The sequence below is a fragment of the Malaciobacter mytili LMG 24559 genome (assembly GCF_003346775.1).
GTDB classification, from domain to species: domain Bacteria; phylum Campylobacterota; class Campylobacteria; order Campylobacterales; family Arcobacteraceae; genus Malaciobacter; species Malaciobacter mytili.
Genome location: NZ_CP031219.1, coordinates 1,642,826 through 1,656,748 on the forward strand (window position 1 = coordinate 1,642,826; position 13,923 = coordinate 1,656,748).

Genomic DNA, 13,923 nt, shown 5'->3' on the forward strand with positions numbered 1-13,923 from the left:
TTTAAATTTTCCTAAAAAAAAGCACTTAGAAGCCCCAAATAGGCATACTTTTAGCTAAGTTAAAGGTTAAATACTATAAAGTTTGATAACATTTTAATTTATACAAGGAGTTCTTCTATGAACAAGGCTGAATTTATCGATGCAGTAGCTGCAAAAGCTGGTTTATCTAAAAAAGATGCAAAAAACGCTGTTGATGCAGTATTAGATACAATTACAGAAACTTTAGTAAAAAGAGATTCTGTTAGTTTCATCGGATTTGGAACATTTACTACTTCTCAAAGAGCTGAAAGAACAGCTAAAGTTCCAGGAACTGATAAAACTGTTACAGTACCAGCTACTACTGTTGCTAAATTTAAAGTTGGTAAAGCTTTAAAAGAAGCTGTAGCTAAGTAATTACTAAGCTTTTAAGTTTTAAAATACCCGTCCTTTTTTGGATGGGTTTTTTTTTGTTTAAAATTTTATTGCCCGTGTGGTGAAACTGCTAAACACGCCAAATCCAAAATCTAAGGTTAGATTTTATTAGAGAACTTATAAAATAGGCATTTGATAGGATTTTTAAAATATATGGGTATCATTTTTAGGTATCACTTTACATTTTGTGCCGCTGTGGAGAAATTGGTAAACTCAGTTGATTCAAAATCAACCGCCTCACAGCTTGCCGGTTCGAGTCCGGCCAGCGGTACCACTTTCAAGTTAGAATTATATAAATATTGAATATTTTTTCTTTCTATATAATATAAAACTTATTAAGAATTAAAAAATTATATTTTAAGTAAATCACCTAATTAAGTGACCTACTTAAAAATTCTTGTTCAAGTGTGATTTTTTGTTTTTTTATAAAATCTATTAATACCTGTAACTCTTTCTCTTCTTTTGATTTAATACTTAAATATCTTATTTGATTTGAATGAATTACCCCAATATAGTAGGCAATTATTTAATCTTTTTACTCACAATAGGAGATGAGCATGCAAAAAACTTCTCTTATCTTTTAGATTATGATAATAATTGGAAGTTTGCTCTTGCATATGATTTAACTTTTAGGGGGAGAATATGGTACTACATATTTAAATGAAGGTAAAACCCCAACAAAAGAATATCTTAAAAAGTTAGGAATAAAACATAGTATAAAAAGATTATTGAAGAAGTAAGTAATGCAGTAGCTTAATTTAAATATTATGCAAAAGAAGTTGAACTTTCTTCAAAATATAATGAGAATATTTTTGGTTAGGTTATAAGACTATAAAACTTTGAATAAAAAATCAAATAATTAAATATTTTTAATAGCTTCAATTACTTCTATTTCCAATAAATATTATAAATGCACCAGCCAATGCCAAAAATGAACCTACAATATCCCATTTGTTAAAACTTTCTTTTTCTATTAATATAAGCCATAGCAAAGAAGATAAAATATAAATACCTCCATAAATAGCATAAACTCTTCCAGCATTTTCTACATCAATTCTTGTTAATAAATATGAGAATAGAACTAATGAAATAATACCAATTGGAATCCACCAAAAAGTTTTATCAAGTCTAAAATATAGCCAAAATGAAAAGCATCCAAATATTTCAAAAAATGCTGATAAAAAGAAGATTACTAAATTATTAAACATAATTATTCATACCTATATAGTATTACTTTTAAAAATATATTTTTTAACATTTGATACTCTCCAAGTTTAATAAATAAAAAGTCTAGAAGTTGTATCATATCATTAGAATTAGGCTTTTGATATAAAACTCTGAACAGTCTCCTATAATGCATTTAATTTACCTAATATCTGTCTTTGCATAGTAAAAGGAAGATTTTTTTCTATTCTTTTCATCTTTTTTGTTTTTTTCCTTTATACTATCAATAATATCATTAATCGTATAATTAGTACTCAAAAATACTGATTTTAACCTTTTCTCTTATTTTATCCTATAACTGTATCATAAGAAATTCTAGAATATTTAGAAAATTCTTTTTTTGATATATTATTAATTAATATTTTCTCAAATATTATATTTGTAATTTCTATAATTATATCATTTTTTAGTATTTGTCAAGATGACAACTATATTATAATTATTTATTTTTAAAATTATGCTTTTAAAAATACAATTTAGACTTTTTGCTACTTATTTGTTCTACTTTATTTTCATCTAATAATCCATTTAAAGCAAGTTCAACTATTGTATTTTTAATTGTTATATCTTGAAGTAATTCTTCCTTGAATACAGCCTAAAACTAATAAAATAGTCTAAATTATTAATATATATTTAAATCTCAAATTATAAATATCAAACCAATTAGTAAAATATATTACAGTAATATGCTAATGAATTAGATAATTAAAAAAGTAAAGGATTTAAAATGAGACAAGTATATGATTATAAAGAATTTCAAAAAGAGATGAAAAGCAAAAAGAAAAGAACTGGAAATAAAGAAACATTTACTCCTATTGATTTTTTTACACAAGAGGAAATAGATGAGTTTAACAAAAAAGGAATTAACAATTTAGAGCCATATTTGCCAATACCTGATTATATAAGAAAGCATGATAAATTTGTATGTAAAGTTCATAGAGAGTTATTAGAAAAATATCCTAATGATGAGTTCTTACACTCTTTAGATAAAGAAGAAAATATAGAGATATTTTTTACTTATACTTGGTATGAGAAATATGGAATTAAATATGATAATAAATAAAATCTATACTATTACAAACAATTTATATATTTTTTTGTTTTATTTTGTTAAAATTTTGTAATATTTTGTTGAAAAATAATTTATTTTTATATTTTAGGATTATAGATGAAAAATGAGATATTTGATTTAAGTGCTTTTTTAAGTTCTGAAGAGATAAGTTTTTTAAAAACTAAAGATAGAATTTTGCTTTCAAATTCAAATAAAATTCTATCTTATCTTCAATCAAACAGCAGTTTAAAAGAACAGACTTTAATGATAAAAAATGATTTAAATATTGAAATCTCTGTATTTACTTATAGAAATTTTTTATTAAAATACTTTAAAAAAAGCTATGAAGAACATAATATAAATAAAGTTTTTATAAATTCAAAGCATATTATTTTACAACTAATTTTAAATGAAAACTTTAATGATTCAAAAAAAATCTATAATTTTTTATTAAATGAAGGCTCTTTAAAAATTGTTAAAAATGATAATAATAGTGTCATATCTTATATAAACTTTTGTAGAAAACTTGAAGAGTTTGTAAATTCTAAAAATCTATTAGTAAACATAATAGAAGAAAATACTCAAGAAGAACTTAATATACAAAATAATATTCAAGATAGTGAAATTGTAGAAATACTTGATAATACTAAAAGAATAGATATTGAATTAATTGATGGAAGTTTTGAAACACATAATATTTCATTTTTGAAAAACTACTATTTAGTAGAAGAATTTAGTGGTAAGAAATTTGATTTTATTGAAAAAAATTTATATTTAATTCCTAGTTTTGATGAAGGAAAAGTTTTTGATTTTAAAATGATTAAAAAGTTAATAAAAGATACAAAACTTATGCCTGAATATTCTTTAGTATTACATGATAATTCAAATACTGATGCAAAGATTTATATTTATAGATATATAAATGGAGATTTAATTTTTCTTGATAGCTTTAGTTCAATTTTAATAGTTGATATTTTAGATTTAATAAATTTGGCTTTAAAAAAGTTTTTAAATCTTTATAAAATCTATTTTGATAAAGAAAATAAATATATTAAATATACAAATGCTTAATTAGGTATTTTACCTAATTAAGCTCCAATTTTTATAGTTTTTGTTTCAAAAGGAGTTTTTACTAAATCTCTTAATTTTGCTTTATTATATGGGTCTCCAATAAAAACAGGTTTTTGTTCAAAACTCTCACTTATAATACTTTTTGATAAATCTAAATCTTTAAAATCCAATTTTGCAAAGTCTGAAAAAGTATAAAGAAGATTTGAAGAAGAGTAAAGTCTATTTGTATAAGTTTTTAATTTAGATATATTATTACTCTCTTGCCATTTTTTATTTCCATATATTATAAAAGGTACAGAGTACATAGCACTTGTTGGGGCACCTTCATTTCTACCCATTTTTTCAAGATTTACTTCATCAAAAACTTCTTCACCGTGATCTGACAGATATAATAAAGAAGCTGAAGTATTTAAAGCTTTTACAGAACTAATTAAATTTGATACCACATAATCATTATAATAAACTGCATTATCATAACTATTATAACTATTTGTTTGTTTTTCATTTAATAAAGGTGAAACTTTTAAGCCATCAAATTTTGCAAAATTCTCAGGATACCTATAATCATATCGTGAATGAGTTCCCAAAAGATGTACAACTATAAATTTCTTTTTTGTTAAAGTATCATTTAAAACCTTATTAAAAGGTTCTAAAACTACTTCATCATAAGAAGAACTATTTTGTCTTCTATTATTATTTAAATAAATTTGCTCATCCGCTATTTTTGAAAAAGTTGTAAGCATTGTATTTCTTTGAGTTTGTGTTTGTTGGTTTGTTATCCAATAAGTTTTATACCCAGCTTGTTTCATAATATTTAACAAATTTACTTTTGTTAAATATAAATCTGGATTTTTTTCATCGGCAAAAGTTAAGGCTTGTTGTAAGACTTCTATTGTATAAGGTCTTGGAGAATATACATTTTTAAATACTACTAATTCATCTTTTATACTATTAAGTCTTGGAGTAGTATCTCTTTTATAACCATATAAACTCATTCTATTTCTATTTGTAGATTCACCAATAACTAAAACTAAAGTATTTTCTTCTTCTATTGAAAGATTTTTTAAATTTTCAACAGGTGGCAAATTACTATTTTGTGTAAGTAATTCTTCCATATTTGCTAATACCTCTTTATAAGCTATATATCCTAAAACTAGATTCCAAGGAGTTGCAGCTTGCATTTTATCTATCTGTTTAATTACTGCTCTTTGCATAGAAGTGTCTCCAACTATATATAACTTTGCAAAAGTTTTCGTAACTATTAAAAGACTTAAAGGAATTAAAATTAAAGTTTTATTTATATGAATATTTATATTTTTTAAACTTTTCCAAAAATAGTATGGAATAATAGAATAAATAACTATTGCAGGTATAAGCCACCAAACAAAATAAGTCTTAAAAAACTCTGTTCCTTCAACAATATTTGATTCAAATATAATATATATTACACTTTGTGAAAATTCTTGATTATATAATAAGAAATAACATAAACTTGGTAGCGAAGCTAGCCATAAAAATACACCAATGGCTGCTGCGATTTGTTTAGAATACTTCTGAAATATCAAGATTGGGATTAACCATAGAAAATTCATATAAAAAGCTTCTCTTAAACCTATAAATCCCGAAATATCAAAAATAAAACATAAACTTTGATAAACTGCTGAAAAATAGAAGAATAAAAGAAAATATTTACCTATATTAATCCAATTTTCTTGATTAAATTTCATGGTACGCACCTTTACTGATTATTAAATTTCAGAAAGAATAATAATCTTTTAAGATGAATACAAAATGAATAAATAGTGAATGAAAAGTGAATAAAAAAATAAGAAAGTTTTTTTAACTTTCTTATTTTATCTCATACATTACAATAGAACCACTACCTTCAAAAGCAACCAATAATAAAGCATTTTTTGTAGGGCTATTTTCTTTTGATATAAAAGTCATACCCTCAGGAGATAAATCCTCACTATTTGAAATAATATATTTTACAAAACTTGGTTTATATGGATTTGTAATATTATAAACAATAATTGCATTTTGTCTTTCTAGACCAATAAAAGCATATATTTTTTCATCTATTTTTCCTACTGTTAAAGCTTCTGGTTCAATGCCTTTATTGCCACTTCTTTTATCCATTTTCCCTTTATCCTGATTAAACAAAGTAGGCATATAATTTGCTGTTAATATAGAAAGTTCATCTAAACTATCCCAAATTAAATCGCCATTTGAATCCCAAATTGAGAAACTTCTTGTACCAAAAGCATATAATCTATCATAATCACCATCAAAATCAATATCTCCCATATCAGTTAGAACTTTTAAATCATTTTCATTTTGATATGTAGAAATTAAAGAAGAATCCAATTTTAATTTGCTAATTTTTTCTTCATCAGTAAAGATTGGATTTTTACAGTTTATATCTTTCTTTGAACAGTATGTTCTTCCATCACCTTCATTTGCAGTAACTAAATAAGTTTTATTATTTACTTTATAAGAAGCTATTGAATCTGGCATATATAATCCATATAAACCTTTATAGTTTTTAAGTAAAATCTTGCCCTCTTCTTCAATATCTATTTTACTTTTTAAAGTATAATCTTTTAGCCCAAAAGATTTTACAAACTCTAAAGTAGCTTTATTAATATCTACTTTTGCTAAGGCATTATTTTCTTGAAGTGTTATATAAGCATAATTTTCACTTACTGTTATATATTCAGGCTCTAAATCTAAGCTTTTATCATTGCTTTTTCCTAATCTTACTTTTGTATTATCTTTTGATTTTAATAAATTTGCATTTGAAAAAGTAACTTCTTTATATCCTTTTGAATTATCTTCTTTATCAGTATTACTTAAAGTTATTATGCCTATACTTCCTTCAACATCTTTATATTTACCAAAAGTTGCATCAGGTTCTGCTTCATTTGCAACCAAAATTTTTGTACCATCTTCATTAAAAGTTACCATATCAGGTAAATATCCTACTATAGTTTGAGATAAAAGTTCTGCATTTGTATTAAAAACAACTACTTTTCCTTTCTTTTTTATTTTATTAGTAGAGCCAATAGCCGCAGCTACTTTACTATTTTTTACTGCAACACTTTGTACACTTGCTCCAAATTTTGATAAATCAATTGAAGATAAAAGCTGCAATTTAGCTTTTTTTGTTTTTTCATCATATATAACTTGAATAATATCTAAAGTATTATCTGCATCATTTGTTGAAAATATCCTATTAGTTTTTTCATCAAAAGCAACAATTTCTGTTGCACTTTTTTTATTGGTTTTATATTTAGCAATTTGTTCAACTGTAATTAAATTTGTATTATTTACTTGCTGCTTTGCACAACCATTAAAAAATAAAGTTAAAACTAATACCCCAATAACCAAACTTACTTTATACATCTATTCTCCTTTTTGATTTTTAATAATAAAAGTAGTTATTAAATTATAAGTAAAAAAGATTACAATTTGGAAACAAAATATAATTCTTGTTTATCAAATAATATTTTTAAAAAAAATTTTGATAAACTTTTATATTAAAAGGAAATATATGTTAAAAAAACTACTTTCAATATTTAAAAAGAAAACATACCCTTGTATAGTATGGGATGGAAAATGTATGAAATATCTAGACCTTACAAAAAAACAAATTGAAGAATTTAGAACACTACCTAAATATAAAAATTATAGTGTTACTATAAATGAAAACCCTTCAAAATAACTACTAACAAACTTTCTTCTACTCTTTTTTATTATCTTAAAATCTTTTTTTTAAATTACTCTTTTATACATTTTGTATTATTTTTTTATTTTTATCTAAGTTTAATATGTTATAAATTTACATAATAAATGTAAATATTTTACATAATATATGTAATTTAATGACATTTATTTATTAATAAAAGGAGTAATATGAATAAACAAATCAACATAGAACAACCCACCAAAAAGCATGCAAAAGAGATATTTAAGCTAGTCAATAGATGCAAACCGCTAGATATAAATTCTGAATATCTGTATCTTCTTCAAACAACATATTTTAAAGATACTTGTAGTGTAGCCCTTATGGAAAATAAGGCTATAGGATTTATATCTGGTTATTTAGTTCCCAATAAAAAAGATACACTTTTTATTTGGCAAGTGGCAGTTGATGAAATAGCAAGAGGAGAAGGTCTTGCAAAAAAACTACTTTTAGAAATACTTCAAAGAGATAACTTACAAGAAGTGGAGTATATCCATACTACAATTTCTCCTAGTAATATACCTTCGCAAAAATTCTTTGAAAAATTTGCAAGTGACTTAAACACAACAATAAAAAAAAGTATTTTATTTGATAAAGATGATTTTAATAATGGACATGAACAAGAGGTACTATATGAAATAGGCCCATTTAAAAAAGGAAAAAAATGAGAATATTTGAAAATTTAGAATCAGAAGTAAGAGGTTATATTAGAAGTTTTCCAACTATTTTTAATAAAGCTAAAGGTGCAAAATTGACCGATGAGCAAGGAGTTGAATATATTGATTTTTTTGCAGGTGCAGGAACATTGAACTATGGGCATAATAATGAACAAATAAGTAAGGCATTAGTTGAATATATACAAAATGATGGAATTATTCATGGTTTAGATATGGCAACAACAGCAAAAAAAGAGTTTATGCAAACTTTTGACTCACTAATTTTAAAACCTAGGAATTTAGAATATAAACTTCAATTTACAGGCCCAACAGGAACAAATGCAGTTGAAACTGCCTTAAAATTAGCAAGATTAGTAAAAGGAAGAAGCAATATTGTTGCTTTTACAAATGGTTATCATGGTCTATCACAAGGTTCTCTTGCAGTAACAGGAAATAATGAATATAGAGATGAAAGTTATATTAGTAGAATAAATGCAACATTTATGCCATTTGATGGATATTTTGAAGATATGAATACTTTAAAATATTTTAGAAAATTCCTAGAAGATGGAAGTAGTGGTATGGATTTACCAGCAGCTGTAATTTTAGAGACTATTCAAGGGGAAGGTGGAATTAATGTAGCTTCTAAAAAGTGGTTACAAGAGTTAGAAGCTATTTGTAGAGAGTTTGATATTTTACTTATTATTGATGATATTCAAGTAGGAAATGGAAGAAGTGGAGAGTTTTTTTCTTTTGAATTTGCAGGAATAAATCCAGATATGGTAACTCTTTCAAAATCTATTGGTGGAGGTTTACCTATGGCTTTATTACTTTTTAAACCTGATTTAGATCAATGGAAACCAGGAGAACACACAGGAACATTTAGGGGTAATAATCTAGCTTTTGTAGCCTCTAAAGTCTCTTTGGAAAACTATTGGCAAAATGAAGATTTATCAAATGCAGTTAAATATAAAGAAAAAATTTTAAAACAATTTCTAGAAAAAATTGCACAAAAATATAAAAATGAATATGAAATTAAAATAAGAGGAAGAGGTTTAGCTTATGGATTTGAAGTTAAAAATGATAAATCAATAGCTAGCGAACTCTCTTCATATTGTTTTGAAGAAAAATTAATAATCGAGACTTGTGGAAGTGATAGTCAAGTTGTTAAGTTTTTACCTCCATTAGTAATAGATGAAGAATTATTAAAAGAAGGTCTTTCAAGATTTGAAAAAGCAGTTGATAGATTATTTAAAGAAAAAAAACAAAAATTAAAAGAGGAATTTTAATGATAGTAAGAGATATAAAACAAATTATTGGCACATCAAAAGAAGTTTTTGCAAAAGAAGGACAATGGATAAGTAGAAGAATGCTTTTAAAAGATGACAAAATGGGATTTTCTTTTCATGAAACTATAATAAAAGCAAATACTAAAACTCATATACACTATAAAAACCATTTAGAAGCAGTTTATTGTGTGGAAGGTAATGGAAAAATAGAAGACTTAAGAACAGGGAAAGTTTATGAAATATATAATGGAGTTATGTATGCTTTAAATAACCATGATGAACATAATTTATATGGAGGAAGTGAAGATATGAGACTTATTTGTGTTTTTAATCCTCCTATTAAAGGAACTGAAAATCATGATGAAAATGGAGTTTATCCATTAGAAAACTAAATTAATTATAGGAATGAATAGAAGGAAAAATATGAAAGTATGTAAATTTGGTGGAAGTTCAGTCAAGAACTCCATACAAATAAAAAAAGTAATAGAAATATTAAAAGATGATAAAAATAGAAAAGTCATTGTTGTATCTGCACCTGGACGAGATGAAAAATATAATGAAAAAATCACTGACCATCTTTTAAATATCTCAAAAGATGGTACTCACTTAGAAATAAGTTCAAAAGAAAGCTATAATGCCATAATAAATAAATATACTAAACTTTGTGAAGATTTGCAAATTGATAAAAGCAAAATAATAGAGCCTTTAAAAGAACAATTAACAAATTGTTCTTTAGATAAAGAAAAAAAAGAAGCCTTTTTTCTTTCTAGGGGAGAGCATTATAATGCAAAACTTATCTATTTATATATGAAAAAACTAGGTTTTAAAATAAAACTTATGTTACCTGAAGAGTTTGGTTTTCTTTTATCTTCTTGTTATACAAATGGAAAAGTACAAGAAAAAACTTATGAAAATATTAAAAATCATTTTATCTTAGAAGAGGAACAAAGAGTGATTGTTCCAGGCTTTTATGGAATAACAAATGAAAATGAAATTGCTGTTATGAGTAGAGGTGGTTCTGATTTAACAGGTGGAGAATTAGCTTACGCTTTAGATGCACAAATATATGAGAATTGGACAGATACAAATGGAGTTTATGAAGTAGATCCAAGAATAATACCCCAAGCAGAAGTTATTCCAAGATTAACTTTTAAAGAGTTAAGACTTTTAAGTTCAAAAGGTTTTAATGTATTTCATTTTAACGCAATGTTAAATTGCAAAAAAAGTAAAATCCCAATTAGAGTTAGAAATACAAATAATCCCTCAAATGAAGGAACTTTAATATTAAGTGAAAGAGTTCCAGTAGAAAAACTTGTAGGTATTGCAAAATTGGATAATATGGCTTCAATTCATATTCAAAAAGATATGTTAGGGGAAGAAGTAGGCTTTACAGCAGAATTGCTTAAAATCTTTGAAGAGTTTAATATCAATACCCATCACTACCCTACTGATAAAGATGATTTAGCAATATTGGTTGAACAAGATGATTTAAAAGGAAAAATTAATAATTTAAGAAGAGAAATTGATAAAAGATTAAAACCTGATAATATTATAATAACTTACTCTTTAGCAATTATTACTTTAGTTGGAATTGGCTTAAAAGAAGATAGTTTTACAATTGTAGATGCTTTATATGCTTTAAAACAAAATAATATATCTTTTGAAATGTTTGATATGAGTCCTTCTAAAATCTCTTTTCATATTGGAGTATCACAAAATATTGCAGATATTGCTTTAAAAACTTTATACAATAATTTATTAGAAAACAAAGGTTAAAAATGATTCGATTTATACTACTATTATTAGTGCCTTTATTTGTTTTTTCTTTAGATAAACCTACTGATTCTTTAGTAGAAAAAAAAATAAAAAAACTTGAGAAACCCCTTTATACACCTTTTGTAGAAAACTATATTTTAAATGATTTAAAGCAATTAAGACAAGAGAATAAAGAGTTAAAAGTTGAACTTTATCAAACTTTAGCAAAAAAAGAAGTAGAAATTTCTACAAATGCAATAAATTATGCAACTTCAACTATAAATAATATTTTTTATATTATAGCAGCGGCTAGTTCACTTTTAGTAATTATAGGATTAAACTCAATAAGAGATGTAAATCAAAAAATCAAAAATATAGTTGATGAAAAAGTTTCAAAACTTATTGATGATTATGAACAAAGAATGAGCCTAATTGAAAAAGATTTAGATAAAAGATCCAAACAAGTTCTGCAAAATCAAAAAGAGATTGAAAAAACAAATACCATTCAGTCTTTATGGATAAGAGCTTCACAAGAGACAACAGCAAGTGGGAAAATAGAGATTTTTGATGATATATTAAATTTAAGAGCAAATGATGTGGAAGCTTTAACTTATAAAGCAGAAGCAGCCCTTAATTTAAATGAAGCAAATTGGGCTTTACACCTTACAAATCAGGCATTAGAGATTGATGATAAATATGCAAATGCCTTTTTTCAAAGAGCAAAAGCTCAACTTTTTTTAGGTTATAATGATTTTGCAATGAATGATTTAGAAGAAGCTTTAAAATTAAATGAACAATATATTGAAGAAATAGAAAATGACGAAGAGTTTAATAGCCTAAAAAAAATTAGTAAATTTTCAAATTTAATAAAAAAATATAAACAAGATTCTTAAAATCTAATTCCTATACTTAATTTTTATTTAATTATTTTTGGACTAGAATTGTTATTATATGACAAAAGGAGTGGTTATGCAAATAAATAATAATGTACAACCGTATCAAAGTCCTTATGTAGATCCTTCAAAAGCTCTTGAAAGAGTTTCAACAGGATTAGCAATTAATAAAGCTGCGGATAATGCTTCAGCTTTATCAATTGCTGATACTTTAAGAACACAGTCAAATGGCTATGTGCAAGCAATTGAAAATGCCAATAGTGCTATTGCTTCAACTCAAATTGCTGATAAAGCTATAAGTGAACAATCTAATATTTTAGATACTGTAAAAGAAAAACTTCTTCAAGCTTCAACTGCTACTACTTCACAAGAAGGCAGAGATGCTCTTTTTAAAGATATTCAAAAACTAATGAAAGGTTTTGATGCAATTGCAAGTAGTACAAGCTATAATGGAGAGTCTTTATTACAAGCTTCCAAAACAAATCAAAATGCAACAACTTCACAATCCTATCAAATAGGTACAGAAAGTTCAAATACAATAGATACTACTTCTATACAAGCAAACTCTATTGGAGTTGGATTAAATGACTTAATTACTAAAGATTCAGCAAGTTTTACTGCCTCTGATGCAAAAGATTATTTATCAAAAGTAGATAAGGCTATTAATACTTTAAATGATTATAGAAGTGATTTAGGTTCAACGCAAAATCAATTGGCTAGTTCAGGAAGAAACTTAATAACACAAGAGATTCAAACTAGGTCAGCACAAACTGAAATAAGCGGAGCAAATATTGCTCAAGAGATTAGTAATTTTAATAAACAAAATGTTTTATCTCAAGTTGGCACATATACTCAATCTCAATTTAATATTACCCAACAAACCGTTTTAAGACTTCTTACTTAATAACACTTGAAAATTCAAGTGTTATTAAAAAGTTATTGTTTTAGTAATTTTTACTCTTTTTAAAGGTTCATTAGTAACTTTAGCATACTCTACTCCATCATAAGTAAAGTAATTTTTATATGCTTTAATAACTTTTTTTCTCTTTTTATCTTCATATTTAGTTACACATCTAGTTCTATATTTTGTTTCATAAGAATCATTTGTAGAACCTCTTAGCTCATTTGCTATTTTACCACCTAAAAGTCCACCTACAATTTTAGCAGCTGTTCTTCCATTACCATTTCCTATTTGATTACCTATTACAACCCCAGCTGTTGCACCAATAATTGTATCTAGACCTATTGAGTTATTTGAAGAACCTACTCTTTCATGGTACTCTTCTTCATAGCACTCTTGAATAGGTCTTTTAATAGTTACATATTCATAAATTGGTTCAGAATAAGAAACCCTAACAAACTCTAAATTTTCTTGAGATTGTGCAAAAGAAAAACTTATAAAAGTTGAAATTAAAATCAATAACTTTTTCATAATATATCCTTTTTAAAAAGTAGGAGAATTCCTACTTAAAAGAGGCGATATAATCACCTAATACTTTTATATCTTCATCAGAAAGTCTTGCAACTTGTCCTTTCATCACACCTTTCATAGCTTTTCCATAAGTTCCTGTTTTATATCCACTTAAAGACTCTTGAATTTTTTTGCTATCCCAGCCTTTAATAATCTCACTTTTACCTAAAGCAGCTTTTTCACCATTTGCACCATGACATGTTGCACAAGATTTATATAATGTTGCCCCATCACTTGCAAAAAGTACACTACTTGCAAACAGTGCCATTGAAATTAAGATTTTTTTTGTAGTAGTCATTTTATACTCCTTAATTTTTATAGAAGAAGTATAAATTTTAATTGTGAATTGATTGTGAA

At 25.3% G+C, this 13,923-nt stretch carries 15 protein-coding genes and 1 tRNA gene; 11 read left to right on the plus strand and 5 right to left on the minus strand.

The features are described 5' to 3' along the window. Positions 1-117: 117 nt before the first annotated feature. Both AMYT_RS08225 and AMYT_RS08230 read left to right on the plus strand, forming a co-directional pair. On the plus strand, positions 118-393 hold the full coding sequence (locus AMYT_RS08225; RefSeq protein ID WP_114842070.1) for an HU family DNA-binding protein: 276 nt from the start codon (positions 118-120) through the stop codon (positions 391-393). Between the two features lie 207 nt (positions 394-600). Then, positions 601-685: transfer RNA gene (locus AMYT_RS08230), tRNA-Leu, on the plus strand. A gap of 604 nt (positions 686-1,289) precedes the next feature. On the opposite strand, the gene AMYT_RS08235 is transcribed toward AMYT_RS08230, so the two are convergent. Next, positions 1,290-1,619, minus strand: a complete 330-nt coding sequence (locus AMYT_RS08235; RefSeq protein WP_114842071.1) for a YnfA family protein — start codon at positions 1,617-1,619, stop codon at positions 1,290-1,292. Positions 1,620-2,362: 743 nt separating this feature from the next. Here AMYT_RS08235 and AMYT_RS08240 point away from each other — a divergent pair. Beyond that, on the plus strand, positions 2,363-2,698 hold the full coding sequence (locus tag AMYT_RS08240; RefSeq protein ID WP_114842072.1) for a hypothetical protein: 336 nt from the start codon (positions 2,363-2,365) through the stop codon (positions 2,696-2,698). 105 nt (positions 2,699-2,803) lie between these two features. After that, the gene (locus tag AMYT_RS08245; RefSeq protein ID WP_114842073.1) at positions 2,804-3,757 is read left to right on the plus strand and encodes a hypothetical protein; all 954 of its coding nucleotides are present in this window, start codon (positions 2,804-2,806) and stop codon (positions 3,755-3,757) included. Between the two features lie 17 nt (positions 3,758-3,774). Here AMYT_RS08245 and cptA read toward each other — a convergent pair whose 3' ends face one another. Then, positions 3,775-5,484, minus strand: a complete 1,710-nt coding sequence (gene cptA, locus AMYT_RS08250) for a phosphoethanolamine transferase CptA (protein ID WP_114842074.1) — start codon at positions 5,482-5,484, stop codon at positions 3,775-3,777. Positions 5,485-5,605: 121 nt separating this feature from the next. Then, a complete protein-coding gene (locus tag AMYT_RS08255) occupies positions 5,606-7,162 on the minus strand; it encodes a choice-of-anchor I family protein (RefSeq protein ID WP_114842075.1) in 1,557 nt (518 codons plus the stop codon). 148 nt (positions 7,163-7,310) lie between these two features. On the opposite strand from AMYT_RS08255, the gene AMYT_RS14965 reads away from it, so the two are divergent. The 7 genes from AMYT_RS14965 (at position 7,311) to AMYT_RS08285 (ending at position 12,999) form a co-directional block, all read left to right on the plus strand. After that, positions 7,311-7,481 (plus strand): hypothetical protein, encoded by a 171-nt coding sequence (locus AMYT_RS14965; RefSeq protein ID WP_162919490.1) that lies wholly within the window; start codon positions 7,311-7,313, stop codon positions 7,479-7,481. A gap of 191 nt (positions 7,482-7,672) precedes the next feature. After that, positions 7,673-8,170 (plus strand): diaminobutyrate acetyltransferase, encoded by a 498-nt coding sequence (gene ectA / locus AMYT_RS08260; protein ID WP_114842076.1) that lies wholly within the window; start codon positions 7,673-7,675, stop codon positions 8,168-8,170. Then, positions 8,167-9,447 carry a diaminobutyrate--2-oxoglutarate transaminase gene (gene ectB, locus AMYT_RS08265; RefSeq protein WP_114842077.1) on the plus strand — a complete coding sequence of 427 codons (1,281 nt, stop codon included), beginning with the start codon at positions 8,167-8,169 and terminating at the stop codon, positions 9,445-9,447. Before ectA ends, ectB begins: the two co-directional genes overlap by 4 nt. Continuing rightward, entirely contained in the window at positions 9,447-9,839 is a 393-nt protein-coding gene (locus AMYT_RS08270) for an ectoine synthase (RefSeq protein ID WP_114842078.1), read from the plus strand. The genes ectB and AMYT_RS08270 overlap by 1 nt, the downstream gene beginning before the upstream one ends. 31 nt (positions 9,840-9,870) lie before the next feature. Then, positions 9,871-11,223, plus strand: a complete 1,353-nt coding sequence (locus tag AMYT_RS08275) for an aspartate kinase (RefSeq protein WP_228197850.1) — start codon at positions 9,871-9,873, stop codon at positions 11,221-11,223. Positions 11,224-11,225: 2 nt separating this feature from the next. After that, positions 11,226-12,095 carry a TPR end-of-group domain-containing protein gene (locus AMYT_RS08280; RefSeq protein WP_114842080.1) on the plus strand — a complete coding sequence of 290 codons (870 nt, stop codon included), beginning with the start codon at positions 11,226-11,228 and terminating at the stop codon, positions 12,093-12,095. Between the two features lie 76 nt (positions 12,096-12,171). Continuing rightward, the gene (locus AMYT_RS08285; protein WP_114842081.1) at positions 12,172-12,999 is read left to right on the plus strand and encodes a flagellin; all 828 of its coding nucleotides are present in this window, start codon (positions 12,172-12,174) and stop codon (positions 12,997-12,999) included. Positions 13,000-13,023: 24 nt separating this feature from the next. Here the strand turns inward: AMYT_RS08285 and AMYT_RS08290 are convergent, their stop codons facing one another. Together AMYT_RS08290 and AMYT_RS08295 are read right to left on the minus strand one after the other, a co-directional pair. Beyond that, positions 13,024-13,527, minus strand: coding sequence for a glycine zipper 2TM domain-containing protein (locus AMYT_RS08290; protein WP_114842082.1), 504 nt, complete (start codon positions 13,525-13,527; stop codon positions 13,024-13,026). 31 nt (positions 13,528-13,558) lie between these two features. Then, positions 13,559-13,864, minus strand: a complete 306-nt coding sequence (locus AMYT_RS08295; protein WP_114842083.1) for a c-type cytochrome — start codon at positions 13,862-13,864, stop codon at positions 13,559-13,561. Positions 13,865-13,923: the final 59 nt, after the last annotated feature.

What these genes read in the sequence shown, in the direction of transcription:
- AMYT_RS08255 (WP_114842075.1), bottom strand. Translation starts at nt 7,162, where the DNA reads ATGTATAAAGTAAGTTTGGTTATTGGGGTATTAGTTTTAACTTTATTT.
- AMYT_RS08295 (WP_114842083.1), bottom strand. Translation starts at nt 13,864, where the DNA reads ATGACTACTACAAAAAAAATCTTAATTTCAATGGCACTGTTTGCAAGT.
- AMYT_RS08290 (WP_114842082.1), bottom strand. Translation starts at nt 13,527, where the DNA reads ATGAAAAAGTTATTGATTTTAATTTCAACTTTTATAAGTTTTTCTTTT.
- AMYT_RS14965 (WP_162919490.1), top strand. Translation starts at nt 7,311, where the DNA reads ATGTTAAAAAAACTACTTTCAATATTTAAAAAGAAAACATACCCTTGT.
- cptA (WP_114842074.1), bottom strand. Translation starts at nt 5,484, where the DNA reads ATGAAATTTAATCAAGAAAATTGGATTAATATAGGTAAATATTTTCTT.
- AMYT_RS08235 (WP_114842071.1), bottom strand. Translation starts at nt 1,619, where the DNA reads ATGTTTAATAATTTAGTAATCTTCTTTTTATCAGCATTTTTTGAAATA.
- AMYT_RS08285 (WP_114842081.1), top strand. Translation starts at nt 12,172, where the DNA reads ATGCAAATAAATAATAATGTACAACCGTATCAAAGTCCTTATGTAGAT.
- AMYT_RS08240 (WP_114842072.1), top strand. Translation starts at nt 2,363, where the DNA reads ATGAGACAAGTATATGATTATAAAGAATTTCAAAAAGAGATGAAAAGC.
- ectA (WP_114842076.1), top strand. Translation starts at nt 7,673, where the DNA reads ATGAATAAACAAATCAACATAGAACAACCCACCAAAAAGCATGCAAAA.
- AMYT_RS08280 (WP_114842080.1), top strand. Translation starts at nt 11,226, where the DNA reads ATGATTCGATTTATACTACTATTATTAGTGCCTTTATTTGTTTTTTCT.
- AMYT_RS08270 (WP_114842078.1), top strand. Translation starts at nt 9,447, where the DNA reads ATGATAGTAAGAGATATAAAACAAATTATTGGCACATCAAAAGAAGTT.
- AMYT_RS08275 (WP_228197850.1), top strand. Translation starts at nt 9,871, where the DNA reads ATGAAAGTATGTAAATTTGGTGGAAGTTCAGTCAAGAACTCCATACAA.
- ectB (WP_114842077.1), top strand. Translation starts at nt 8,167, where the DNA reads ATGAGAATATTTGAAAATTTAGAATCAGAAGTAAGAGGTTATATTAGA.
- AMYT_RS08245 (WP_114842073.1), top strand. Translation starts at nt 2,804, where the DNA reads ATGAAAAATGAGATATTTGATTTAAGTGCTTTTTTAAGTTCTGAAGAG.
- AMYT_RS08225 (WP_114842070.1), top strand. Translation starts at nt 118, where the DNA reads ATGAACAAGGCTGAATTTATCGATGCAGTAGCTGCAAAAGCTGGTTTA.